This window comes from Pseudomonas sp. MWU16-30323, assembly GCF_020515595.1.
Taxonomy (GTDB): Bacteria; Pseudomonadota; Gammaproteobacteria; order Pseudomonadales; family Pseudomonadaceae; genus Aquipseudomonas; species Aquipseudomonas yamanorum.
In genome coordinates, this window is sequence record NZ_JAIWYM010000011.1 from 38,707 (window position 1) to 62,576 (window position 23,870).

23 protein-coding genes and 1 pseudogene are annotated in these 23,870 nt (G+C 61.7%); 11 read left to right on the top strand and 13 right to left on the bottom strand.

Annotated features, from left to right (window positions below; all coding sequences use genetic code 11):
• Positions 1-5: 5 nt before the first annotated feature.
• Positions 6-578, top strand: coding sequence for a xanthine phosphoribosyltransferase (locus tag LIY45_RS15050; protein WP_008439415.1), 573 nt, complete (start codon positions 6-8; stop codon positions 576-578).
• Positions 579-725: 147 nt separating this feature from the next.
• Here the strand turns inward: LIY45_RS15050 and LIY45_RS15055 are convergent, their stop codons facing one another.
• The 6 genes from LIY45_RS15055 to dadA form a co-directional block, all read right to left on the bottom strand.
• Entirely contained in the window at positions 726-2,648 is a 1,923-nt protein-coding gene (locus tag LIY45_RS15055; protein ID WP_226476791.1) for an acetyl-CoA hydrolase/transferase C-terminal domain-containing protein, read from the bottom strand.
• A 135-nt stretch (positions 2,649-2,783) separates the two neighbouring features.
• Positions 2,784-3,200 (bottom strand): c-type cytochrome, encoded by a 417-nt coding sequence (locus tag LIY45_RS15060; RefSeq protein ID WP_003208757.1) that lies wholly within the window; start codon positions 3,198-3,200, stop codon positions 2,784-2,786.
• Positions 3,201-3,382: 182 nt separating this feature from the next.
• Entirely contained in the window at positions 3,383-3,931 is a 549-nt protein-coding gene (locus tag LIY45_RS15065; RefSeq protein WP_003208755.1) for a cupin domain-containing protein, read from the bottom strand.
• 116 nt (positions 3,932-4,047) lie between these two features.
• Complete coding sequence (gene alr / locus LIY45_RS15070) at positions 4,048-5,124, bottom strand: alanine racemase (RefSeq protein WP_063033858.1); 1,077 nt, start codon at positions 5,122-5,124, stop codon at positions 4,048-4,050.
• A gap of 80 nt (positions 5,125-5,204) precedes the next feature.
• Positions 5,205-5,558 (bottom strand): RidA family protein, encoded by a 354-nt coding sequence (locus tag LIY45_RS15075; RefSeq protein WP_226476792.1) that lies wholly within the window; start codon positions 5,556-5,558, stop codon positions 5,205-5,207.
• Positions 5,530-6,831, bottom strand: coding sequence for a D-amino acid dehydrogenase (gene dadA / locus LIY45_RS15080; protein ID WP_226476793.1), 1,302 nt, complete (start codon positions 6,829-6,831; stop codon positions 5,530-5,532). The genes LIY45_RS15075 and dadA overlap by 29 nt, the downstream gene beginning before the upstream one ends.
• 156 nt (positions 6,832-6,987) lie before the next feature.
• Between dadA and LIY45_RS15085 the strand changes: the two genes are divergently transcribed.
• On the top strand, positions 6,988-7,476 hold the full coding sequence (locus tag LIY45_RS15085) for an Lrp/AsnC ligand binding domain-containing protein (RefSeq protein WP_003206849.1): 489 nt from the start codon (positions 6,988-6,990) through the stop codon (positions 7,474-7,476).
• Between the two features lie 38 nt (positions 7,477-7,514).
• Here LIY45_RS15085 and LIY45_RS15090 read toward each other — a convergent pair whose 3' ends face one another.
• On the bottom strand, positions 7,515-7,868 hold the full coding sequence (locus tag LIY45_RS15090; protein ID WP_226476794.1) for a YkgJ family cysteine cluster protein: 354 nt from the start codon (positions 7,866-7,868) through the stop codon (positions 7,515-7,517).
• Positions 7,869-7,983: 115 nt separating this feature from the next.
• On the opposite strand from LIY45_RS15090, the gene LIY45_RS15095 reads away from it, so the two are divergent.
• Positions 7,984-9,276 carry an FAD-binding oxidoreductase gene (locus LIY45_RS15095; RefSeq protein ID WP_226476795.1) on the top strand — a complete coding sequence of 431 codons (1,293 nt, stop codon included), beginning with the start codon at positions 7,984-7,986 and terminating at the stop codon, positions 9,274-9,276.
• Between the two features lies 1 nt (position 9,277).
• Here LIY45_RS15095 and LIY45_RS15100 read toward each other — a convergent pair whose 3' ends face one another.
• Positions 9,278-9,514, bottom strand: a complete 237-nt coding sequence (locus LIY45_RS15100; RefSeq protein ID WP_017476694.1) for a DUF1127 domain-containing protein — start codon at positions 9,512-9,514, stop codon at positions 9,278-9,280.
• A 166-nt stretch (positions 9,515-9,680) separates the two neighbouring features.
• Here LIY45_RS15100 and LIY45_RS15105 point away from each other — a divergent pair, with 166 nt between their 5' ends.
• Both LIY45_RS15105 and LIY45_RS15110 read left to right on the top strand, forming a co-directional pair.
• Positions 9,681-11,105 carry a PLP-dependent aminotransferase family protein gene (locus tag LIY45_RS15105; protein WP_226476796.1) on the top strand — a complete coding sequence of 475 codons (1,425 nt, stop codon included), beginning with the start codon at positions 9,681-9,683 and terminating at the stop codon, positions 11,103-11,105.
• A 62-nt stretch (positions 11,106-11,167) separates the two neighbouring features.
• On the top strand, positions 11,168-12,730 hold the full coding sequence (locus tag LIY45_RS15110; protein WP_226476864.1) for a phospholipase D family protein: 1,563 nt from the start codon (positions 11,168-11,170) through the stop codon (positions 12,728-12,730).
• 124 nt (positions 12,731-12,854) lie between these two features.
• Here LIY45_RS15110 and LIY45_RS15115 read toward each other — a convergent pair whose 3' ends face one another.
• Both LIY45_RS15115 and LIY45_RS15120 read right to left on the bottom strand, forming a co-directional pair.
• On the bottom strand, positions 12,855-13,997 hold the full coding sequence (locus LIY45_RS15115) for an MFS transporter (protein WP_226476797.1): 1,143 nt from the start codon (positions 13,995-13,997) through the stop codon (positions 12,855-12,857).
• Between the two features lie 157 nt (positions 13,998-14,154).
• Positions 14,155-15,648: an aldehyde dehydrogenase gene (locus tag LIY45_RS15120; protein WP_017476698.1), complete on the bottom strand. Its 1,494-nt coding sequence runs from the start codon at positions 15,646-15,648 to the stop codon at positions 14,155-14,157.
• 231 nt (positions 15,649-15,879) lie between these two features.
• Between LIY45_RS15120 and LIY45_RS15125 the strand changes: the two genes are divergently transcribed.
• Positions 15,880-16,242, top strand: coding sequence for a cupin domain-containing protein (locus LIY45_RS15125; protein WP_003213261.1), 363 nt, complete (start codon positions 15,880-15,882; stop codon positions 16,240-16,242).
• 70 nt (positions 16,243-16,312) lie between these two features.
• Here LIY45_RS15125 and rpmG read toward each other — a convergent pair whose 3' ends face one another.
• Both rpmG and rpmB read right to left on the bottom strand, forming a co-directional pair.
• Positions 16,313-16,468 carry a 50S ribosomal protein L33 gene (rpmG, locus tag LIY45_RS15130; RefSeq protein ID WP_003176906.1) on the bottom strand — a complete coding sequence of 52 codons (156 nt, stop codon included), beginning with the start codon at positions 16,466-16,468 and terminating at the stop codon, positions 16,313-16,315.
• An 11-nt stretch (positions 16,469-16,479) separates the two neighbouring features.
• The gene (rpmB, locus tag LIY45_RS15135; protein ID WP_003213263.1) at positions 16,480-16,713 is read right to left on the bottom strand and encodes a 50S ribosomal protein L28; all 234 of its coding nucleotides are present in this window, start codon (positions 16,711-16,713) and stop codon (positions 16,480-16,482) included.
• Positions 16,714-17,171: 458 nt separating this feature from the next.
• Between rpmB and LIY45_RS15140 the strand changes: the two genes are divergently transcribed.
• A complete protein-coding gene (locus LIY45_RS15140; RefSeq protein ID WP_226476798.1) occupies positions 17,172-18,764 on the top strand; it encodes an ABC transporter substrate-binding protein in 1,593 nt (530 codons plus the stop codon).
• 28 nt (positions 18,765-18,792) lie between these two features.
• Here the strand turns inward: LIY45_RS15140 and radC are convergent, their stop codons facing one another.
• Positions 18,793-19,467, bottom strand: coding sequence for a DNA repair protein RadC (gene radC, locus LIY45_RS15145; RefSeq protein ID WP_226476799.1), 675 nt, complete (start codon positions 19,465-19,467; stop codon positions 18,793-18,795).
• A 130-nt stretch (positions 19,468-19,597) separates the two neighbouring features.
• Between radC and coaBC the strand changes: the two genes are divergently transcribed.
• From coaBC to argB, 4 genes and pseudogenes are all read left to right on the top strand, one after another.
• Positions 19,598-20,806 (top strand): bifunctional phosphopantothenoylcysteine decarboxylase/phosphopantothenate--cysteine ligase CoaBC, encoded by a 1,209-nt coding sequence (gene coaBC / locus LIY45_RS15150; protein WP_017476702.1) that lies wholly within the window; start codon positions 19,598-19,600, stop codon positions 20,804-20,806.
• 5 nt (positions 20,807-20,811) lie between these two features.
• Positions 20,812-21,267: a dUTP diphosphatase gene (dut, locus tag LIY45_RS15155; RefSeq protein WP_003213270.1), complete on the top strand. Its 456-nt coding sequence runs from the start codon at positions 20,812-20,814 to the stop codon at positions 21,265-21,267.
• A gap of 297 nt (positions 21,268-21,564) precedes the next feature.
• Positions 21,565-22,941, top strand: a pseudogene (locus LIY45_RS15160) (phosphomannomutase/phosphoglucomutase); the annotation flags it as partial.
• 21 nt (positions 22,942-22,962) lie between these two features.
• Positions 22,963-23,868 carry an acetylglutamate kinase gene (gene argB / locus LIY45_RS15165; RefSeq protein WP_003213275.1) on the top strand — a complete coding sequence of 302 codons (906 nt, stop codon included), beginning with the start codon at positions 22,963-22,965 and terminating at the stop codon, positions 23,866-23,868.
• The last annotated feature ends 2 nt before the right edge of the window (positions 23,869-23,870 follow it).

Consider the following 23,870-nt stretch of genomic DNA (forward strand, 5'->3'; position numbering starts at 1 on the left):
CTTTCGTGGAAGCACTGCACAAGAAAATTCGCGAAGAAGGCATCGTGCTTTCCGATCAGGTACTCAAGGTCGACGCCTTTCTGAACCACCAGATCGACCCGGCGCTGATGAAACTGATCGGTGACGAATTCGCTGCGTTGTTCAAGGATTCGGGGATCACCAAGATCGTCACCATCGAAGCCTCGGGCATTGCGCCGGCGATCATGACCGGCCTGAACCTCGGCGTGCCGGTGATTTTCGCGCGCAAGCAACAGTCCCTGACCCTGACCGAAAACCTGCTGTCGGCGACGGTGTATTCCTTCACCAAGAAAACCGAAAGCACCGTGGCGATTTCCCCGCGCCACCTGACCAGCAGCGACCGCGTGCTGATCATCGATGACTTCCTGGCCAACGGTAAGGCGTCCCAGGCGCTGATCTCGATCATCAAACAGGCCGGCGCGACCGTTGCAGGTTTGGGGATTGTGATCGAGAAGTCGTTCCAGGGTGGCCGGGCGGAGCTGGATGCCCAGGGTTATCGGGTTGAGTCGCTGGCGCGGGTGCAGTCGTTGGCGGGTGGGGTTGTGACCTTTATCGAGTAATTTGCAGCCCTGCAAATCCCGAGTGAACACAATTCAAAATGTGGGAGCTGGCTTGCCTGCGATAGCGGAGTGTCAGGCGACAGAGATGTCGACTGTCAGGCCCTCATCGCAGGCAAGCCAGCTCCCACATTTGATTGGTGGTGTTTGTTAGTGTGCGGTGGCCTGTAGACCGGCGAGCAGCAGCCGCTGGTACAGGTCCTCTTTCAACCCCTCCGGCTTATCCAACCCCATCCGCACCAAATGCCCGGGAAACGCCTCCGGCTCCGGTGCATCCAGCGCCGCCTTGCCCAGCTCCAGAATCTCCGTCAGCTTGAATTTGCTCTTGAGCCAGTTCAACGCCCTCAGCAAATCCCGCTCTTCGTCGGTGAAATCACAGCCCAACGGATACTCCGGGAACAACCGTGGATGTCGCGCCTGAATCCCCTGCAAACGCTCCGGCGTGTTCTCGGCAAAACGCGGATCCAGCTGGAAATCCTTCGGCAGCTTCCCGGCCTTCTGCGCCTGTTCGATCAAGTCTTCCTGGAATCGTGAGTCGGTGATATTCAGCAGCGCCTCGATTACCTTGGCATCGGTCTGCCCACGCAAATCCGCGATCCCGTATTCGGTGATGACGATGTCCCGCAGGTGCCGGGGAATCGTGCAGTGGCCGTATTCCCAGACGATATTGGAACTGACCTCGCCCCCCGATTCGCGCCAGCTGCGCAGGATCAGGATCGAGCGCGCGCCTTCCAGCGCATGGCCCTGGGCGACAAAGTTGTATTGGCCGCCGACGCCGCTGAGCACCCGGCCGTCTTCCAACTGGTCGGCCACGCCCGCGCCCAGCAGCGTCACCGTAAATGCACTGTTGATAAACCGCGCATCCAGGCGCTGCAAACGCTTGAGTTCTTCCTGCCCGTAAAGCTCGTTGATGTAGCTGATACGGGTCATGTTGAATTCCAGACGCTTGTTCTGGGGCAAATCCCGCAGCCGCTCGTAGAAGCTTTGCGGGCCGAGGAAGAAGCCGCCATGCACCGAGATGCCGTCGGTCTGTGCCGCTTCGTCCAGGGTGCCGGCGTTGGCCCGCTGCTGGGTCGCGACGTCCGGGTACACCTTGCGCCGCACAATCCCGGCGTCGGCCAGCACCAGCAGGCCGTTGACGAACATTTCGCTGCAACCGTACAGGCCACGGGCGAAGGGCGCGACGCCGCCTTCGTGGCTGATCAGCGGCGCCCATTGGTACACATCCAGGTCGGTGAGCAACTGGCGATACGCCTCGTTGTCCGCCTGACGCGCCAGCAAGGCGGCAGTCAGTGCGTCGCCCATGGAGCCGATGCCGATCTGCAAGGTGCCGCCGTCGCGCACCAGGGTGCTGGCGTGCAAACCGATAAAGTGATCCTGGAAACCCACGGGCATGTTGGGCGTGGAGAACAGCGTGGTGCTGTCCTTCTCGTCGATCAGGAAGTCGAATTCATCCATGCCCAGTTCGGCGTCGCCGGGCATGTAGGGCAAATCGCTGTGAACCTGGCCCACCACCAGGATGGTTTCACCGGCTTCGCGGCGCTTGGCGATCATCGGCAACAGGTCGAGGGTGATGTCGGGGTTGCAGCTCAGGCTCAGGCGATCCGGGTGTTCGGCGCTGCTGGCCACCAGTTGCGCAACGAGGTTCAGGCCGGCGGCGTTGATATCACGGGCGGCGTGGCTGTAGTTGCTGCTGACATAATCCTGCTGGGCCGAGGCGCTGTGCAACAAACTGCCGGGCTGCATGAAGAACTGCTGCACGTGAATGTTGGCTGGCAGATTGTCCTTGTGCAGGGCGGCGAGGAAATCCAGCTCGGGGTAGTCGCCAAAAACCCGTTCGATAAAGGGTTCGAGGAAGCGCTTCTGCAAACCATCGCCCAAAGTGGGACGACCCAGGACCAAAGCGGTGTAAATGGTCAGCGCCCGATCCGGCAGCTTGGCGATACGCCGGTACAGCGCGTTGACGAACAGGTTGGGTTTGCCCAGGCCCAGGGGCATGCCCATGTGAATATGCGCCGGCAGCCGTGCCAGTACGTCGTCGACCGCTTGCTCGATTGAACACAACTGCACCATCCGACTTCTCCCGAACATTCCATGAATTGGGGTTTGACCGAGCTTGCCGGGTCTTTGCTGCAAAGAACAGCCTAAAAAGGCAAATCGCGGGCACAAAAAAGCCGCTGGTCAGCGGCTTTTTTGGCGAAGATCGGTTTATTTAAGACCCGACATCTTCTCGATCGCGCCTTTAAGCTCGGCATCCGAGCAGTCGGCGCAGGTGCCTTTGGGTGGCATGGCGTTCAGGCCGGTGATGGCCTTGGCCAGCAGGCCGTCGAGGCCACCCTGGTGGTCCGCGCGGTCTTTCCAGGCGGCGGTGTCACCAATTTTCGGTGCGCCCAACAGACCGGTACCGTGGCAAGCGTTGCAGTGCTTGGCGATCACGTCATCCGGCGATTTCGCGCCACCGCCGCCGCCCGCAGCCACTGCCACTTCCATCCCCTTGCACTCTTGCCCCTGGACACACACCTGGCCGACAGGCTCCAGGCGTTTGGCAATTTCATCATTGGTCGCAGCTTGAGCGCTGACAGCCCATAGGGCCAGTACGGTTGCTGGTGCAGCCAGCATTTTCATAATTAGGTTCACGCGTTCACCCTCAATGGTGGCTATTCACGCCTGCGGCCACGGTTTCGCAGGCGGCGAAAGTATAACGGTTAGCCCGCCCCGCCGAAACAACCCTATTAACCAAAGGGAGATTCAGCAGGCCGGAATGCTGCTACGGGCGTCTCTGCGACATAGGCAGGACGCCTCTTTTGTTAAAAGTTCGCGGGTGTGGCTGCGCTGATTAGTCGCGCCGGCACTTCGAACGGATTACGAAAACGGTGCGGCTTGGTGCTTTCAAAGTAGTAGCTATCGCCGGCTTCGAGCACAAAAGTTTCAAGACCGACCACCAACTCCAGGCGGCCTTCCACCAGGATCCCGGTTTCCTCACCCTCGTGGGTGAGCATCTCTTCGCCGGTATCAGCACCTGGCGGGTAGATCTCGTTGAGGAACGCAATCGCCCGGCTCGGATGCGCGCGGCCCACCAGTTTCATGGTGACGGCGCCGTCGGAGATATCGATCAGCTCATTGGCTTTATAGACGATCTGGGTCGGTTTTTCCTGGAGGATCTCCTCGGAAAAGAACTCCACCATCGACATGGGAATGCCGCCCAGCACCTTGCGCAAAGAGCTGATGGAGGGGCTGACACTGTTTTTTTCGATCATCGAAATGGTGCTGTTGGTGACGCCCGCGCGCTTGGCTAGCTCACGCTGGGAAAGACCTTTCAGTTTACGGATGGATTGCAGTCGTTCGCCGACGTCCAATGCAGGAGCCTCCTAGGATTCAGGCGTTGTTGTAATTGAGCGTTATCATGGCGACAGCGTTCAGTATTTACAACACTTTGGCCTAAATCCCGGGATCTGCCATTCGTGGGTGCCGCTCAAGCGCCGGAATAGAGGCGTGGCACCCGCCGCAGGTTGCAGAAGATCTGGTAGGGAATGGTGTCGGCGGCGGTGGCAACGTCACTGGCGAGGATGTTTTTGCCCCACAACTCGACGGTGGAGCCGAGCCCGGCCTGGGGCACGTCAGTCAGGTCGATACACAGCATGTCCATCGACACCCGGCCCAGCAACTGGCTGCGCTGGCCGGCCACCAGCACCGGGGTGCCGGTGGGCGCGTGGCGCGGGTAGCCGTCGGCATACCCCATGGCAACCACGCCGACGCGCATCGGTTTCGGGGTGATGAACTTGGCGCCGTAGCCCACCGGCTCGCCGGCCGGCAGTTCACGTACGCAGATGACTTTCGATTCGAGGGTCATCACCGGCTGCAAGCGTGCGGCGATGGCTTGGTCTTCGCCAAACGGCGTGGCGCCGTAGAGCATGATGCCCGGGCGTACCCAGTCACTGGACACGTTCGGCCAGCCCAGCACCGACGGCGAATTGCGCAGGCTGACCTGGGCCGACAAACCCTGGCGCGCCGCTTCAAACACCGCGACTTGCTCTTCGCTGCTGGTGCTGTCGAGCTCGTCGGCACGGGCGAAGTGGCTCATCAGCACGATCTTCGCGACCTTGCCGCTGGCCAGCAGGCGCTGGTAAGCGTCGTGATAATCCTTGGGGTGCAAGCCGACACGGTGCATGCCCGAATCAAGCTTGAGCCAGACGGTCAGCGGCTTGCTGAGCTGCGCCTGTTCGATCGCGTCGAGTTGCCACAGCGAATGCACCACGCACCAGAAATCATGCTCGATGATCAGCGGCAGCTCGTCGGCTTCGAAAAAGCCTTCCAGCAACAGCACTGGCCCGCGAATCCCGGCGGCCCGCAGTTCCAGCGCTTCCTCGATGCAGGCCACGGCAAACCCGTCCGCCTCGGCTTCCAGCGCCTGGGCAACGCGCACGGCACCGTGGCCGTAGGCATCGGCCTTGATCACGGCGAGGGCCTTGGCCCCACCCGTGACTTCACGGGCCAGTTGGTAGTTATGGCGCAGGGCTTGGAGGTCGATCAGGGCACGGGCAGGACGCATGGCGGCAGGCTTCTAGGCGGCGGTGGGAAGAAAAAACCGGTACCCGCTGACAACGCAGGCACCGGGAGAGGATTTTTTGCTTACGGCAGAGCGGCCACAACCGACAGCTCCACCAGGATTTCCGGTTCGCAGAGTTTCGCTTCAACCGTGGCACGGGCCGGCGCGACGCCTTTTGGCAGCCACTTGTCCCATACCGCGTTCATCCCGGCGAAATCGGCGTCGATGTCTTTCAGGTAGATGGTCACCGACAGCAGCTTGGTCTTGTCGGTACCGGCCAGGTCCAGCAAACGCTCGATGTTGACGAGGGTTTCGCGGGTCTGCTGTTCAATCCCGGCACTCATGTCGTCGCCGACCTGCCCTGCCAGATACACGGTACCGCTGTGAACAACGATCTGGCTCATGCGCTCATTGGTGAACTGGCGCTGGATTGACATGTTTTGCGGACTCCTGGTGGTTGCCATAACGGGAAATATCGAGGCCTTCGGCACTGATTTGCGGGTTTTTTTTCGCCATCAAATCGGCCAGTAAACGACCAGAGCCACAAGCCATGGTCCAACCGAGGGTGCCGTGACCAGTGTTCAGGAACAGGTTTTTGAACGGGGTGGCACCGACAATCGGCGTGCCGTCTGGCGTGGTCGGGCGCAGGCCGGTCCAGAAACTGGCCTGGCTCAAATCGCCGCCCTGAGGATAAAGGTCGTTGACGATCATCTCCAGGGTTTCCCGCCGGCGCGGGTTCAGCGACAGGTCAAAACCGGCTATTTCAGCCATGCCACCGACGCGGATACGGTTGTCGAAACGGGTGATCGCGACCTTGTAGGTCTCGTCGAGAATGGTCGAAGTCGGGGCCATCGCCGCGTTGGTGATCGGCACGGTCATCGAGTAGCCCTTGAGCGGGTACACCGGCGCCTTGATCCCCAGTGGCTTGAGCAGTTTCGGCGAGTAGCTGCCGAGGGCCAGCACGTAGCGGTCAGCGGTTTCCAGCTTGCCGTCGATCCACACGCCGTTGATCCGGTCACCGGCGTAGTCCAGGCGCTGGATATCTTGCTCGAAGCGGAATTCGACACCCAGTTGCTTGCACATGTCGGCAAGGCGGGTGGTAAACATCTGGCAGTCGCCGGTCTGGTCGTTCGGCAGGCGCAGGGCACCGGCAAGGATATCGGTCACGCTGGCCAGGGCCGGCTCGACGCGGGCAATGCCGGCGCGGTCCAGCAGCTCGTAAGGCACGCCAGACTCTTTCAACACGGCGATGTCCTTGGCGGCACCATCCAGTTGGGCCTGGGTACGGAACAGCTGGGTAGTCCCCAGGGTGCGGCCTTCGTAGGCAATGCCGGTCTCGGCGCGCAGTTCATCGATGCAGTCGCGGCTGTACTCGGACAAGCGCACCATGCGCTCCTTGTTCACCGCATAACGGCTGGCGGTGCAGTTGCGCAGCATCTGCGCCATCCACAGGTATTGGTCGATGTCGGCGGTGGCCTTGATCGCCAGGGGCGCATGGCGCTCCAGCAGCCACTTGATGGCCTTGAGCGGCACACCCGGCGCGGCCCATGGCGAAGCGTAGCCCGGAGAGATCTGCCCGGCGTTGGCGAAACTGGTCTCCATGGCCACAGCCGGCTGACGGTCGACCACGACCACTTCAAAACCAGCTCGTGCCAAATAGTAGGCACTGGCCACGCCAATGACACCGCTACCCAAGACCAGAACGCGCATTTTTATTCCCTCATCACGGCTTGACCGCTGACGTTTGTTGTTCAGCACAAAGATGTGGGCAGTATAAAAAGCAATCACCAGTGCATTTCACTATATAACTGCCTATATTTGGCGACAATTCTCGGCAAAAACCCTTTTCACGGAGGAGCATCCCCTATGCGGACCAACACTCAAACCAAGCGGGAGCTGGACAAGATCGACCGCAACATCCTGCGCATCCTGCAGGCAGACGGGCGAATTTCGTTTACCGAGCTGGGGGAAAAGGTCGGCCTGTCGACCACGCCATGCACCGAGCGGGTCCGGCGCCTGGAGCGCGAAGGGATCATCATGGGCTACAACGCCCGGCTTAATCCGCAGCACTTGAAGGGCAGCCTGCTGGTGTTTGTCGAGATCAGCCTCGACTACAAGTCCGGCGACACCTTTGAAGAGTTCCGACGTGCCGTGCTGAAACTGCCCCACGTGCTGGAGTGCCACCTGGTGTCGGGGGATTTCGACTACCTGGTGAAGGCGCGCATCTCGGAGATGGCGTCGTACCGCAAATTGCTCGGCGATATCCTGCTCAAGCTGCCCCACGTAAGGGAGTCCAAGAGCTACATCGTGATGGAAGAGGTGAAAGAGAGCCTGAACCTGCCGATCCCGGATTAAGACAGCACCACAGGCCAATGTGGGAGCGGGGACATCCGCTAGACCAATACCTGACGCGTCGACGCCATGTACGCGTGAATCTGCTTTTCCACCCGCGGATGGATCAATTCCACCGGGCGGCGGTTGTTGGGGCACGGCAAGGTTGGCGTGGTGCCGAACAGGCGGCAAATCAGCGGGCGTTCGTCGTACACGGTGCAGCCATTGGGGCCAAGGTGCACGCAGTTGAGCTCGTCCATCGCCGCTTCCTGCTCGGCAGCGGTCTTGCGCGGCAGGCGCGACATTTCCTCGGTGGACGTGGTCACCGGCCCACAGCAGTCGTGGCAACCCGGGACGCACTCGAATGAGGGAATCTGCCGGCGCAGCGCGTTGACTTTCTGACTGTTGCAACTCATCGACACAGGGACCGAACGGCGAATAGGCGTGGATTCTGCCCTAAAAGCCCCCGGTGAGACAGCTTCGCCCGACCGCTGTATCCTGCGTCAAATTTTCCAAACAGGGATGCTCCCCATGACCGCCAGCGCCCGGCACGCCAATTCCTACTACGCCGCCAGCAGTTTCCCGCAGCCTGATTATCCGGTGCTGACAGGGGAAATCGTGGCCGATGTGTGCGTGGTCGGCGGCGGTTTTTCGGGGCTTAACACTGCCCTGGAACTGGCCGAGCGGGGTTTCAGCGTGGTCCTGCTGGAAGCCCGCAAGATCGCCTGGGGCGCCAGCGGGCGCAATGGCGGGCAGCTGATTCGCGGCGTCGGCCACGGCCTGGATCAGTTCACCAACGTCATCGGCAGCGAGGGTGTGCGCCAGATGAAACTGATGGGCCTGGAAGCCGTGGAAATCGTACGCCAACGGGTCGAACGTTCGCAGATTGCCTGCGACCTGACCTGGGGCTACTGCGACCTGGCCAACAAGCCCCGCGACCTCGAGCACTTGGCCGCCGACGCCGAAGAACTGCGAAGCCTCGGTTATCGCCATGAAGTACGCCTGCTGCAAGCTAGCGAGATGCCCGGCGTGATCGGCTCCAACCGCTATGTGGGCGGCATGGTCGACATGGGCTCCGGCCACCTGCACCCGCTGAACCTGGCCCTCGGTGAAGCAGCGGCTGCACAACAGTTGGGCGTCCAGCTGTTCGAGCATTCCGAAGCGGTGCGCATCGATTACGGCCCGGAGGTCAATGTTCACACCGCCCAGGGCAATGTACGCGCCAAGACCCTGGTGCTGGGCTGCAACGCTTATTTGAACGGCCTCAACCCGCACCTGAGCGGCAAGGTGCTGCCCGCCGGCAGCTACATCATCGCCACCGAGCCGTTGAACGAAGCCCAGGCAGCCGAGTTGCTGCCGCAAAACATGGCGGTGTGCGACCAGCGGGTGACGGTGGACTACTTCCGGCTGTCCGCCGACCGACGCTTGTTGTTCGGGGGTGCCTGCCATTATTCCGGACGGGATCCGAAGGACATCGGCGCCTACATGCGTCCGAAAATGCTGCAGGTATTCCCACAACTGGCCAGCGTGAAAATCGATTACCAGTGGGGCGGCATGATTGGCATCGGCGCCAACCGCCTGCCGCAGATTGGCCGGCTGGCCGACCAACCCAATGTGTATTTCGCCCAGGCGTATGCTGGCCACGGCCTCAATGCCACCCACCTGGCGGGCAAACTGCTGGGCGAAGCCATCAGCGGCCAGCAAAGCGGGCGGTTCGATCTGTTTGCGAAGGTGCCGCACATCACCTTCCCGGGCGGCAAGCATCTGCGCTCGCCGCTGCTGGCGCTGGGAATGCTCTGGCACCGATTGAAGGAACTGGTCTGAATCAACCGCGCCAGAAGGGTTTCAATCCTTCATGGCGCGCCTGATCGACACTCAGGCCCACGTCTCGCAGTTGCTCAGGGGTCAGCTCCAGCAAGGTCTTGCGCGTCTGCATACGGTGCCAGAACAACGCCCACGAACTGAGTGCGGGGGCCGTGGTCCGCGCCGCCATGCGCCGCTCCTGCCCGGCTTCCAGTTCCTGACCGTGTAACGCCAACCGCACATCGCTCAACCCGCTCATTTTTCCTGCCCCTCATCTACGTATTGCCATGAGTACGTAGGATGAGCCGGCGCGCGGAACCATGACAGATTCAACCACCCAGTATTAAATCCATACAGATACTGCCTATTGGCGGCTGAATCCTGTATTTTCAGCCTATCTGTACTGGTAACCGGGAAGCATCGCCATGACCCTATACGTCAACCTCGCCGAACTGCTGGGCACGCGCATTGAGCAGGGCTTCTATCGCCCGGGCGATCGATTGCCGTCAGTGCGGGCCTTGAGTGTGGAGCACGGAGTGAGCCTGAGCACCGTCCAGCAGGCCTACCGGATGCTGGAAGACAACGGCCTGGCGATGCCAAAACCCAAGTCCGGCTACTTCGTACCCGTGGGCCGCGACTTGCCCGCACTGCCCGCCGTCGGCCGCCCGGCCCAGCGCCCGGTGGAGATTTCCCAGTGGGACCAGGTGCTGGAACTGATCCGCGCAGTGCCACGCAAAGACACCATACAGTTGGGTCGAGGTATGCCGGATGTACTGTCGCCGACCATGAAACCCCTGTTGCGCAGCCTGGCCCGGATCAGCCGCCGCCAGGACATGCCAGGGCTGTATTACGACACCATCCACGGCAACCTGGAGCTGCGCGAACAGATCGCACGCCTGATGCTCGATTCAGGTTGCCAACTGACGCCCCAGGATCTGGTGATCACCACAGGTTGCCACGAAGCGCTGTCCGCGAGCATCCACGCCATCTGCGAGCCGGGCGACATCGTTGCCGTCGACTCGCCAAGCTTCCATGGCGCCATGCAGACCCTTAAAGGCCTGGGCATGAAAGCCCTGGAAATCCCCACCGATCCACTCACGGGTATCAGCCTGGATGCGCTGGAACTGGCGCTGGAACAGTGGCCGATCAAGGTCATACAGCTGACCCCCAACTGCAACAACCCACTGGGCTACATCATGCCGGAGTCGCGTAAACGCGCACTGCTGACCCTGGCCCAGCGCTTTGACGTGGCGATCATCGAAGACGATGTGTATGGCGAACTGGCCTACAGCTACCCGCGCCCACGCACCATCAAATCCTTCGACGAAGATGGCCGCGTCGTACTGTGCAGCTCGTTCTCGAAAACCCTGGCGCCCGGCCTGCGGATTGGCTGGGTAGCGCCCGGGCGCTATCTGGAGCGTGTGCTGCACATGAAATACATCAGCACCGGCTCCACCGCGACCCAGCCGCAGATCGCGATTGCCGAGTTTCTGAAAAGTGGGCATTTCGAACCGCATTTGCGCCGGATGCGCACGCAATACCAGCGTAATCGCGACCTGATGCTCGATTGGGTCAGCCGCTATTTCCCGGCGGGCACCCGAGCCAGTCGTCCACAGGGCAGTTTCATGCTGTGGGTGGAGCTGCCGGAAGGCTTCGACACCCTGAAGCTCAACCGGCTGCTGGTGGATGAAGGTGTACAGATTGCCGTGGGAAGTATCTTTTCCGCCTCCGGCAAGTACCGGAATTGCCTGCGCATGAACTACGCTGCCAAACCGACGCCGCAGATTGAAGAGGCCGTGCGCAAGGTCGGCGCAGCTGCCATCAGGTTACTGGCCGAAGCCGTGGACTGACCTTTTGCGGGAAATAGCCGTCATATGCCGACAATCGCCTTGACTCGGAACCCATGTCATTGATGACCCAACGGCTATTACCGTTTTTCCTGCTGGGCATCCTGGCCCTGGGGGGCTGCGCAACCATCGACCAGCCGCGCACGCCCAGCGAGGCGCTGCCGGCCAGCGAGTCGTCCTTCGGCCGCTCGATCCAGGCCCAGGCCGCGCCGTACAAAGGCCGCTCCGGTTTCCGCCTGCTGCCCAACAGCAGCGAGGCCTTCATGGCCCGCGCCGAACTGATCCGCAACGCCCAGACCAGCCTCGACTTGCAGTACTACATCGTCCACGACGGCATCAGTACGCGGATGCTGGTGGATGAACTGCTCAAGGCCGCCGACCGTGGCGTGCGCGTGCGCATCCTGCTGGACGACACCACCAGCGACGGCCTGGACCAGATCATCGCCACCCTCGCCGCCCACCCGCAGATCCAGATTCGCCTGTTCAACCCGCTGCACCTGGGCCGCAGCACCGGTGTGACCCGGGCCATGGCGCGGCTGTTCGACCTGTCGCTGCAACACCGGCGCATGCACAACAAGCTGTGGCTGGCGGACAACAGCGTGGCCATCGTCGGCGGGCGCAACCTGGGGGATGAGTATTTCGACGCCGAGCCCAACCTCAATTTCACCGATATCGACATGCTCAGCGTGGGCCCGGTGGCCGAACAACTGGGCCACAGTTTCGATCAGTACTGGAACAGTGCGTTGAGCAAGCCCATCGGCGATTTCGTCAGCAGCGCCTCCAAAGGCGACCTGGCCAGCGCCCGCGTAAGCCTGGAGGAATCCCTCGCGCAATCACGCCAGCAAAACCATGCCCTGTACAACCGCCTGCGCACTTACAAGACCCAACCGCGCATGGACATCTGGCGCCGCGAACTGATCTGGGCCTGGAACCAGGCACTGTGGGATGCGCCGAGCAAGGTGCTGGCCAAGGCCGACCCGGATCCACGGCTGCTGCTGACGACCCAACTGGCGCCCGAGCTGGAAGGTGTCAGCCATGAGCTGATGATGATTTCGGCTTACTTCGTGCCCGGGCAGCCCGGGTTGGTGTACCTGACCGGTCGTGCGGACGCCGGCGTCTCGGTGAGCCTGCTGACCAACTCCCTGGAAGCCACCGACGTGCCCGCCGTGCACGGTGGCTATGCGCCCTACCGCAAGGCGCTGCTGGAGCACGGGGTAAAGCTGTACGAATTGCGCCGCCAGCCGGGAGACGGCGGCGGCAGCGGCCCTCATCTGTTCCGCAAAGGCACCTTCCACGGCTCGGATTCCAGCCTGCACAGCAAGGCGATCATCTTTGACCGGGAGAAGTCCTTTATCGGCTCATTCAACTTCGACCCGCGTTCGGTGTTGTGGAACACCGAAGTCGGGGTGCTGGTGGACAGTCCCGAGCTGGCGGAGCACGTGCGCAACCTGGCCCTGGAAGGTATGGCGCCGCCTTTGAGTTATCAGGCGAAACTGCGGGACGGCAAGGTGGTGTGGGTGACCGAAGACAACGGCCAACTGCACACCCTGACCCGCGAGCCGGGCAGTTGGTGGCGCCGGTTCAATGCCTGGTTTGCCACATCCGTCGGGCTGGAACGCATGCTTTAAAAACAGCGACGGGACCTGTGGGAGCTGGCTTGCCTGCGATGGCGGAGTGTCAGTTTACGTATCCGGTGCTGACACTCCGCCATCGCGGGCAAGCCCGGCTCCCACAGGTGATCGCATTTCAAGTTCAGGCGGGTTGTGCGGCGCCGAATGCACCTTGGCGCAGCAACAGAATCACCAACCCCAGCGCCCCCGCCGCCATCAACAGCGGCAACGCATGCCCGCTGACCCACTGGCTGCCGGCACCGGCCACCAGTGGGCCGATCAGGCAACCAATGCCCCACAGCTGCGCGATATGCGCATTGGCGCGCACCAGCGCGTCGTCACGGTAGCGCTCGCCAATCAGGATCAGCGACAGGGTGAACAACCCGCCGGCACTGGCCCCGAACAGCACCCACACCGGCCAGATCAGCAGCGTATCCAGCAACAGCGGAATCGCCAGGCTCGTCGCCAGCAGCATCAGCGCGCAGCCGAGAAACAGCGTGCGTCGAGGCAGATAGTCCGCCAGCGCGCCAATCGGCAGTTGCAGCAACGCATCACCGACCACCACCGTACTGACCATCGCCAAGGCAATCTCGGCGGTGAAGCCCTGTTGCAGGCAATACACCGGCAACAGCGTCAGAATCATCGCCTCGAACGCGGCGAATAACGCCACCGCCCAGGCAATCGCCGGCAAGCCCTGGCAGAAGCGCAGCAGGTCGCTGAAGGTCACGCTGAAGGACTCGGCGGTGGGCGCCCCGGAGCGGCCCAGCAGCAGGATCGGCGAGAACGTCAGCAGACCAACGCCCACCCAGAACCCAATGTCGTTGTCCGTACCCAGCGCGCCCAGCAGCAACGGGCCCGACAGTTGGCTCAAGGCATAGCTACAGCCATACAGCGCCACCAGACGGCCGCGCCAGCGCTCGATCACCAGTTGGTTGATCCAGCTTTCACCGAGGATGAATACGATGGTCAGGATCACCCCGATCATCAGCCGCAGCACCAGCCATACCGGGTAGCTGGGCAATACCGCCAGCAAGCCGATGGAAATCGCCCCGGCCCACAGGCACAGGCGCATCAGGTTCGCCGTGCCCAGGCGCGAGGCCAGGCCGCTGGAGACCTTGGCCCCCAGCAGCACACCAAAGGCCGGCATCGCCGCCATGACGCCGATGGCGAAGCTGCCGTAGCCCCAGCTTTCCAGGCGCAAGGACACCAGCGGCATGCTCACGCCCAAGGCCAGGCCCACGCTCAAGACCGACGCCAACACGGCGAAATAGGTCGCCCAACGCATTTCCACGCTCCTGTGGATGATTTGGAGATCACACAAAACAGTGTGGGAGCGGGCTTACGCGCGAATGCGGTGTACCAGTCAATACATCAGCGACTGTGCTACCTCATTCGCGAGCAAGCCCGCTCCCACATTTTTTTACGGCGGTGTTCCTGGAGGCTTACAACTTGATCCAGGTCGCCTTCAGCTCGGTGTACTTGTCGAACGCGTGCAGCGACTTGTCGCGGCCGTTACCCGACTGCTTGAAACCACCGAACGGTGCGGTCATGTCGCCGCCATCGTACTGGTTGACCCACACGCTGCCGGCACGCAGTGCCTTGGCGGTCAGGTGTGCCTTGGAGATGTTCGACGTCCACACCGCAGCGGCCAGGCCGTATTGGGTGTCGTTGGCAATCGCGATGGCTTCTTCCACGCTGTCGAAGGCAATCACCGACAGCACCGGGCCGAAGATTTCTTCCTGGGCGATCTTCATGGCGTTGGTCACACCGTCGAAAATCGTTGGCTCCACATAGGTGCCACCGCTTTCCTGCAGCGTGCGCTTGCCGCCGGCCACCAGCTTGGCGCCATCGGCATGCCCGGCTTCGATGTACGACAGCACGGTGTTCATCTGCTGGGTATCCACCAGCGCGCCCACCGTGGTGGCCGGGTCCAGCGGGTTGCCCGGCTTCCAGGCCTTGAGGGCCTCGATCACCAGCGGCAGGAATTTATCCTTGATGGAGCGCTCCACCAGCAGGCGCGAACCAGCGGTGCACACTTCGCCCTGGTTGAAGGCGATGGCGCCGGCCGCAGATTCGGCGGCGGCTTGCAGGTCCGGGGCATCGGCAAACACGATGTTCGGGCTCTTGCCGCCGGCTTCCAGCCAGACGCGCTTCATGTTCGACTCGCCGGAGCGAATCAGCAGTTGCTTGGCGATCTTGGTGGAACCGGTGAACACCAGGGTGTCGACGTCCATGTGCAGCGCCAGGGCGTTGCCCACGGTGTGGCCATAACCCGGCAGCACGTTGAACACGCCTTTCGGGATACCGGCCTCAACCGCCAGCTCGGCGATGCGGATGGCGGTCAGCGGCGACTTTTCAGACGGCTTGAGGATCACCGAGTTACCGGTGGACAGCGCCGGCCCGAGTTTCCAGCAGGCCATCATCAGCGGGAAGTTCCACGGCACGATGGCCGCGACAACGCCGACGGGCTCACGGGTCACCAGGCCAAGCTGGTCGTGGGGGGTGGCTGCGACTTCATCGTAGATCTTGTCGATGGCCTCGCCGCTCCAGCTCAGCGCTTGCGCCGCGCCCGGGACGTCGATGTTCAGGGAGTCGCTGATCGGCTTGCCCATGTCCAGGGTTTCAAGCAGTGCCAGCTCTTCGGCGTTAGCCTTGAGCAAGCCGGCGAAACGGATCATGGTGGCTTTGCGCTTGGCTGGCGCCAGGCGCGACCAGGCACCGGAATTGAAGGTGGCGCGGGCGTTTTCAACCGCGCGCTGGGCGTCGGCGACGTCACAGCTGGCAACCGTTGCCAGCAGGCGGCCATCGACCGGGCTGAGGCATTCGAACGTGTCGCCGGAAACAGCAGCGGTGTATTCGCCATTGATGTAGGCGCGGCCTTCGATCTTCAGATCCTTGGCGCGTTGTTCCCAGTCGGCACGGGTCAGGGTGGTCATGCGAGTGTCCTCCTCTTATTGAATACAAGGGCCGGGCAAATGTACCCAGGCACCTTCGAAGAATGCTTGCCCGGCCAGCCAGCTGTTCGGCTCAAGGCAGCTGCCACCCTAAACCAGCGGCGATGGATGTTTCAATATATTTGACATAACGGCAGCAAACGCCCTTGCGATGTTCATTTTAATAAACATAGACTTTGAGCTCTCCAACCGCAGGCCAGACGGGACACGCCCATGAACATCCAGAATATCGTCGACTTCAGCCAGGCCAGGACTGAGCCTGACCGCTACCGTCCGGCCGCGGAGAAAATCCTCAAGGGCGACCCTGAGCAAACCGTCTACAACCACTACAACAGTCCGTGCGGCCAGATGAGCGCCGGGGTCTGGGAAGGTGAAGTCGGGCAGTGGAAGGTCAATTACACCGAGCATGAGTACTGCGAGATCGTGCAGGGCGTCTCTGTATTGCGCGACGCCGACGGCAACGCCAAGACCTTGCGGGCCGGTGACCGCTTCGTGATTCCGGCCGGTTTCAGCGGCACCTGGGAAGTGCTGGAACCCTGCCGCAAGATCTACGTGGTGTTCGAAGAAAAGGCCTGATCAATTCTTCAGGCACAAAAAAAAGCCCGCATCGTGAGATACGGGCTTTTTTCACAAGAAAGAAAACCAATTACTTGATTTTGCCTTCTTTGTAGATCACGTGCTTGCGAACGCGCGGGTCGAACATTTTCTTTTCGAGCTTGTCCGGGGTAGTACGCTTGTTCTTGTCGGTAGTGTAGAAGTGACCAGTACCGGCGCTAGAGATCATTCGAATCAATTCACGCATGATTTAGCTCCTTAGATTTTGCCGTCGCGGCGCAGTTCGGCCAGCACGACAGTGATGCCACGCTTGTCGATAACACGCATGCCTTTGGCAGATACGCGCAGACGGACAAAACGTTTCTCTTCTTCAACCCAAAAGCGATGATGCTGCAGGTTTGGCAGGAAACGACGACGGGTTTTGTTGTTTGCGTGGGAAATGTTATTCCCAGTCACCGGACCCTTACCGGTAACTTGACAGACTCTCGACATGCCTCAGCCCTCTAAAACCACATGCCCAACCCGGCATGGGTTGGCCGCTTAATCTCTCAGTCATTTGGCGCCAGGCGCCGCGTTTCTTTAGGGTCTTACCGGCTACACCTACTAGCGAAGGAACCGGGCCCCTAGAAAAGAGCGCTGCTTTATACCAGAAAGACCCCAGTGCAACAACAGGCCGTGTGTTTTTACACGCGTAAATCCAGGCCATGGACGCCTGAACCGTTGCCAGGGTGGGCCGCTATAGAAGCTAACCGCTCGTCGCACAGAATGATTTACAGCGCCCGCGCGCACTGCAAAGTGCTCGGCAAAACGACCTGAGGCGCCATCAAAACAGTATTTGAGGCAAAAGCACAGGCAAAAATGGGCTAGTCATTTGTCAATCCGCCCACTACGGTAGGACTTTTCCAGACTGCACTCGCAGATGGGCCTTCGATCTGCAAAGGAAACCGAATATGCGCCTCGCTGCCCTACCGCTATTGCTAGCCCCTCTTTTTATTGCTGCACACGCCCAGGCGGCCACCACCCTGAGCGTCTGCACTGAAGCCAGTCCCGAAGGCTTCGACGTGGTGCAATACAACTCGCTGACCACCACCAACGCCTCGGCAGACGTATTGATGAACCGCCTGGTGGACTTCGACGCCGCCAGCGGCAAGCTGGTCCCGAGCCTGGCGGACAGCTGGGAAGTGTCGCCGGACGGCCTGACCTACACCTTCAAGCTGCACCCGGATGTGAAATTCCATCGCACTGAATACTTCACCCCAAGCCGCACCCTGACCGCCGAAGACGTGCGCTTCAGCTTCGAGCGCATGCTCGACCCGGCCAACCCGTGGCACAAGATCGCCCAGAGCGGCTTCCCCCACGCCCAGTCCCTGCAGTTACCCACACTGATCAAGAAGATCGATGCCCTCGACCCGCTGACCGTGCGCTTTACCCTGGACCACGCCGATTCGACCTTCCTCGCCGCGTTGAGCATGGGCTTTGCCTCGATCTACCCGGCAGAATACGCCGACAAACTGCTCAAGGCCGGCACCCCGGAGAAGCTCAACAGCCAGCCTATCGGCACCGGCCCGTTCATTTTCGGACGCTTCCAGAAGGATGCAACGATTCGCTACAAGGCCAACCCGGACTACTTCGCCGGCAAGCCTGCGGTGGATAACCTGATCTTTGCGATCACCCCGGACGCCAACGTGCGCCTGCAGAGACTGCGGCGCGACGAGTGCCAGATCGCCTTGTCGCCCAAACCCCTGGATATCGATGCCGCCCAGAAAGACGCCGACCTGAAGATCGAGAAAACGGCGGCCTTCATGACCGCGTTTGTCGCCATCAACAGCCAGCATCCGCCACTGGACAAGCCGGAAGTCCGTCAGGCAATCAACCTGGCCTTCGACAAGGCCAGCTACCTCAAGGCGGTATTCGAAGGCACCGCTGAAGCCGCCAACGGCCCGTACCCACCCAATACCTGGAGTTACGCCAAAGAGTTGCCGGGCTATCCGCAGGACATTGCCAAGGCCAAGCAGCTACTGGATCGCGCCGGGCTCAAGGATGGTTTCAAAACCACCCTCTGGACCCGGCCGTCGGGCAGCCTGCTGAACCCGAACCCGAGCCTGGGCGCACAACTGCTGCAAGCGGACCTGGCCAAGGTCGGCATCCAGGCTGAAATCCGCGTGATCGAATGGGGCGAGCTGATCCGCCGCGCCAAGGCCGGCGAGCACGACCTGCTGTTCATGGGCTGGGCCGGCGATAACGGCGACCCGGATAACTTCCTGACGCCGCAGTTCTCCTGCGCGGCCGTGAAGTCCGGGACCAACTTCGCCCGCTACTGCGACCCTGCGCTGGACAAGCTGATCAGCGCCGGCAAGACCACCAGCGAACAAGGCGTACGCAGCAAGCTGTACCAGCAGGCCCAGGCGCAGATCCAGCAACAGGCGCTGTGGCTGCCACTGGCGCACCCGACTGCGTTTGCGCTGACGCGCAAGAATGTCGAGGGGTATCAGGTGAGCCCGTTCGGGCGCCAGGATTACTCCAAGGTCAGCGTCAAACCCTGAACCCTGCCAGGGGCTGGCGCGCCAGCCCCTACATCCACCCATATTCCGCCATCGACAGCGGATCACCCTCCCCCACAATGATGTGGTCCAGCACACGCACGTCCACCATCTCCAACGCCTTTTGCAGCACTCTGGTCAGTTTTCGATCAGCAATGCTGGGCTCGGCGCTGCCGGAAGGGTGGTTATGGCACAGGATCAGCGCAGCAGCGTTGTAGTCCAACGCGCGCTTCACCACTTGCCGGGGATAGACGATGGCGTTGTCGATGGTGCCTTGAAACAGCTTCTCGAAGCCCAGCACCCGGTGTTTGGAGTCGAGAAACAGGCAGCCGAATATCTCGTGAGGCTCATGGCGCAGCAGCGCCTTGAGGTAGTCGCGCACAGCCTCCGGACTTTCCAGCACCGAGTCGCTGCGCAGGCGCTCGGCCAAATGACGGCGGGCCATTTCCAGTACCGCTTGAAGCTGGGCGAACTTCGCCGGCCCCAGGCCCAGGTGCTGGTTGAACACCGTCTGCCGGGCCTCCATCAGCGCGCGCAGGCTGCCAAATTGCGCCAGCAGATGCCGCGCCAGGTCCACGGCACTTTTACCGGACACCCCGGTGCGCAGGAAAATCGCCAGCAATTCAGCGTCGGAAAGATTCTCCGCGCCCAGCTCCAACAGCTTCTCCCGCGGACGCTCTGCCGCAGGCCAATCGCGAATACTCATGGCACCTCCGTGTGCATGTGCGCCGCTGTTGCATGGCGGACGCTGTGGTATCTTAGGCCATCTTTTTGCGTGCGATTTCACCTGGGGAGGGGGCATCGCAACGCCATCACTGAACTGGAAAGGCAAGCCAATGCAGCGTCTGTATCGGAAACGCATCGTTCTCGGCGTCGGCGGCGGCATTGCCGCCTACAAGAGCGCAGAGCTGGTTCGCAGGCTCCTGGACCAGGGCGCCGAAGTGCGCGTGGTCATGACCCGTGGCGGCAGTGAATTCATCACCCCGTTGACCATGCAGGCCCTGTCCGGCCACCCGGTTCACCTCGACCTGCTGGACCCCGCAGCCGAAGCTGCCATGGGCCACATCGAGCTGGCCAAATGGGCCGACCTGGTGCTGATCGCCCCGGCCACCGCCGACTTGATCGCCCGCCTGGCCCAAGGCATTGCCGACGACCTGCTGACCACCCTGGTGCTGGCCACCGACGCCACCGTCGCCATCGCCCCGGCCATGAACCAGGCCATGTGGCGCGACCCGGCCACCCAGGCCAACACCCAACTCCTGCAAAGCCGTGGCCTCAAGGTCTTCGGCCCGGCCTCCGGCAGCCAGGCCTGCGGCGATGTGGGCCTGGGCCGCATGCTCGAAGCCACCGACCTCGCCCAATGCGCCGCCGACTGCTTCCAGCACCTGGCCCTGACCGGCAAGCACGTGTTGATCACCGCCGGCCCGACCCAGGAAAACATCGACCCGGTGCGCTACATCACCAACCATAGCTCAGGAAAAATGGGCTTTGCCCTGGCTGAAGCGGCGGTCGAGGCAGGCGCCCGTGTGACGTTGATCACCGGCCCGGTGCATCTGCCGACCCCGGATCGCGTCACCCGAATCGACGTAGTCAGCGCCCGCGACATGCTGGCGGCCTGTGAAGCGGCGATTCCCTGCGACCTGTTTATCGCTTCGGCTGCGGTGGCGGACTACCGCCCTGAAGTGGTTGCACCACAGAAACTCAAGAAAGACCCTACAAGCGGCGACGGCCTGCTCCTGCAAATGGTCCGTAACCCGGACATTCTGGCGACCATCGCCACCCGTGAAGACCGCCCGTTCAGCGTCGGCTTCGCTGCCGAAACCGAGCATTTGCTGGACTACGCCGCACGCAAATTGAAAGACAAAAACCTCGACCTGATTGTCGCCAACGATGTCGCCAACCCGAGCATCGGCTTCAACAGCGAGGAAAACGCCATCAGCGTGATCGACCGCGAGTTGCACGCTACCGTTTTCGCCCAGACCAGCAAGGGCAAGATTGCCCGCCAACTGATCTCTTTTATCGCCCTACGGCTGAACCAGGTTTAATTTCCATGCACGCTTTGCAAGCCAAGATCCTCGACCCACGCATCGGCAACGAATTCCCGCTGCCGGCCTACGCCACTCCAGGCTCCGCCGGCCTCGACCTGCGCGCCATGCTCAAGCAGGACACCGTGCTTGAGCCGGGCCAGACCATTCTGATTCCGACCGGCCTGTCGATCTACGTGGGCGACCCTGGCCTGGCGGCGCTGATCCTGCCGCGCTCCGGCCTGGGCCACAAACACGGGATCGTCCTCGGCAACCTGGTGGGCCTGATCGACTCGGACTACCAGGGCGAGTTGATGGTGTCGTGCTGGAACCGTGGCCAGACTGCGTTCAACATCGCCGTTGGCGAGCGTATTGCCCAACTCGTGCTTGTGCCGGTGGTGCAGGCGCACTTCGAGCTGGTCGAAGAGTTCGACGAAACCCAGCGCGGTGCAGGTGGCTTCGGACATTCCGGCAGCCACTGACTAAGCTGAACTGACTTAGCCGGACAAGCCGGGTGCCTCACCCGGCCTGACGCCAACGCATGGCCTTTCAGGATGAAGAATGCGCGGAACTTATCAGCAAGATTTCCCCAGTGAAATCAGGGCATTAGGCGGGCGAAAGAGCGGTGCTTCGGCACCGATGGCACTTTTGCTCCACGAACTCTATGCCAAAAACGCCGTCTTACCCTTCAGTTTGAGCCTGCCGGTCAGCACCCCTGAGGCCTGCCCCGCCCCTTTCAGATGGAGTTCCCCCCCGCAATGAGCAACGCAGCCCGAGTCGCCCCGACATTTCCCGAAAGCATTTTCCGCGCCTATGACATCCGTGGCGTGGTCCCCAAGACCCTGACCGCCGAGACCGCCTACTGGATCGGCCGTGCCATTGGCTCCCAGAGCCTGGCCCAGGGCGAGCCCAATGTTTCCGTAGGCCGTGATGGTCGCCTGTCCGGCCCCGAGCTGGTGGAGCAACTGATCCAGGGCCTGGCGGACAGCGGCTGCCATGTCAGCGACGTGGGCCTGGTGCCGACGCCCGCGCTGTACTACGCGGCCAACGTGCTGGCCGGCAAGTCGGGCGTAATGCTCACCGGCAGCCACAACCCGTCGGACTACAACGGCTTCAAGATCGTCATCGCTGGCGACACCCTGGCCAACGAACAGATCCAGGCCCTGCACACCCGCCTGAAGACCAACGACCTGACCAGCGGCACCGGCAGCATCACCAAGGTGCAAATCCTTGATCGCTACTCGGACGAAATCACCCGCGACGTCAAACTCGCCCGCCGCCTGAAAGTGGTGGTGGACTGCGGCAACGGCGCGGCCGGCGTGATCGCCCCGCAACTGATCGAAGCCCTGAATTGCGAAGTGATCCCGCTGTTCTGCGAGGTCGACGGCCACTTCCCTAACCACCACCCGGACCCGGGCAAGCCTGAGAACCTGGTGGACCTGATCGCCAAGGTCAAGGAAACCGGCGCCGACCTGGGCCTGGCTTTCGACGGCGACGGCGACCGTGTCGGCGTGGTGACCAACACCGGCAATATCGTGTTCCCGGACCGCCTGCTGATGCTGTTTGCCCGCGACGTCGTGGCGCGCAACCCGGGCGCCGAGATCATCTTCGACGTCAAATGCACCCGCCGCCTGACGCCGCTGATCAAGGAATACGGCGGTCGTCCGCTAATGTGGAAGACCGGTCACTCGTTGATCAAAAAGAAAATGAAAGAAACCGGCGCCCTGTTGGCCGGCGAAATGAGTGGTCACGTGTTCTTCAAGGAGCGCTGGTTCGGTTTTGACGACGGTATTTACAGCGCCGCCCGTCTGCTGGAGATCCTCAGCAAGGAAAAATCCACCGCCGAAGACCTGTTTGCAACCTTCCCGGATGATATTTCTACGCCAGAGATCAATATCCATGTGACCGAAGAGAGCAAATTCAGCATCATTGACGCACTGCACGATGCGCAATGGGGCGAAGGCGCCAACCTGACCACCATTGACGGCGTGCGGGTCGATTACGCCAAAGGCTGGGGCCTGGTTCGCGCATCCAACACCACACCGGTGCTGGTGCTGCGTTTCGAGGCGGATTCCGAGGCTGAGTTGCAGCGCATCAAGGACGTGTTCCACGCCCAGTTGAAACGTGTTGCCCCTGATCTCCAATTACCGTTCTGATTTTTTGTACCGGAGCCCTGAATGACCCTCGAACGCGAAGCCGCCGCCAATACCGCCAAGGTCCTTTCCGAAGCGTTGCCTTACATTCGACGCTACGTCGGCAAGACGCTGGTGATCAAGTACGGCGGCAATGCCATGGAAAGCGACGAGCTGAAAACCGGCTTTGCCCGCGACATCGTGTTGATGAAAGCCGTCGGGATCAACCCGGTGGTGGTACACGGTGGCGGCCCGCAAATCGGTGACCTGCTCAAGCGCCTGTCCATCGAGAGTCACTTCATCGACGGCATGCGTGTCACCGACGCCCAGACCATGGACGTGGTGGAGATGGTCCTGGGTGGCCAGGTGAACAAAGACATCGTCAACCTGATCAACCGCCATGGCGGCAGCGCCATCGGCCTGACCGGCAAGGACGCCGAGCTGATCCGGGCGAAGAAGCTCACCGTGACCCGCAAGACCCCGGAGATGACCCAGCCGGAAATCATCGACATCGGCCAGGTGGGCGAAGTGATCGGCATCAACACCGATCTGCTGAACCTGCTGGTGAAAGGCGATTTCATCCCGGTGATCGCGCCAATCGGCGTGGGCGCCAACGGTGAGTCCTACAACATCAACGCCGACCTGGTGGCCGGCAAGGTGGCCGAGGCGCTGAAGGCCGAGAAGCTGATGCTGCTCACCAACATTGCGGGTTTGATGGACAAGGAAGGCAAGGTCTTGACCGGCCTGACGACCCAGCAAGTGGACGACCTGATCGCCGACGGCACCATCTACGGCGGCATGCTGCCGAAGATCCGCTGTGCACTGGAAGCCGTGCAAGGCGGCGTCGGCAGCTCGCTGATCCTGGATGGCCGGGTTCCGAATGCGATCCTGCTGGAAATCTTCACCGACACCGGTGTGGGTACGTTGATCAGTAACCGCAAGCGCCCTTAAAG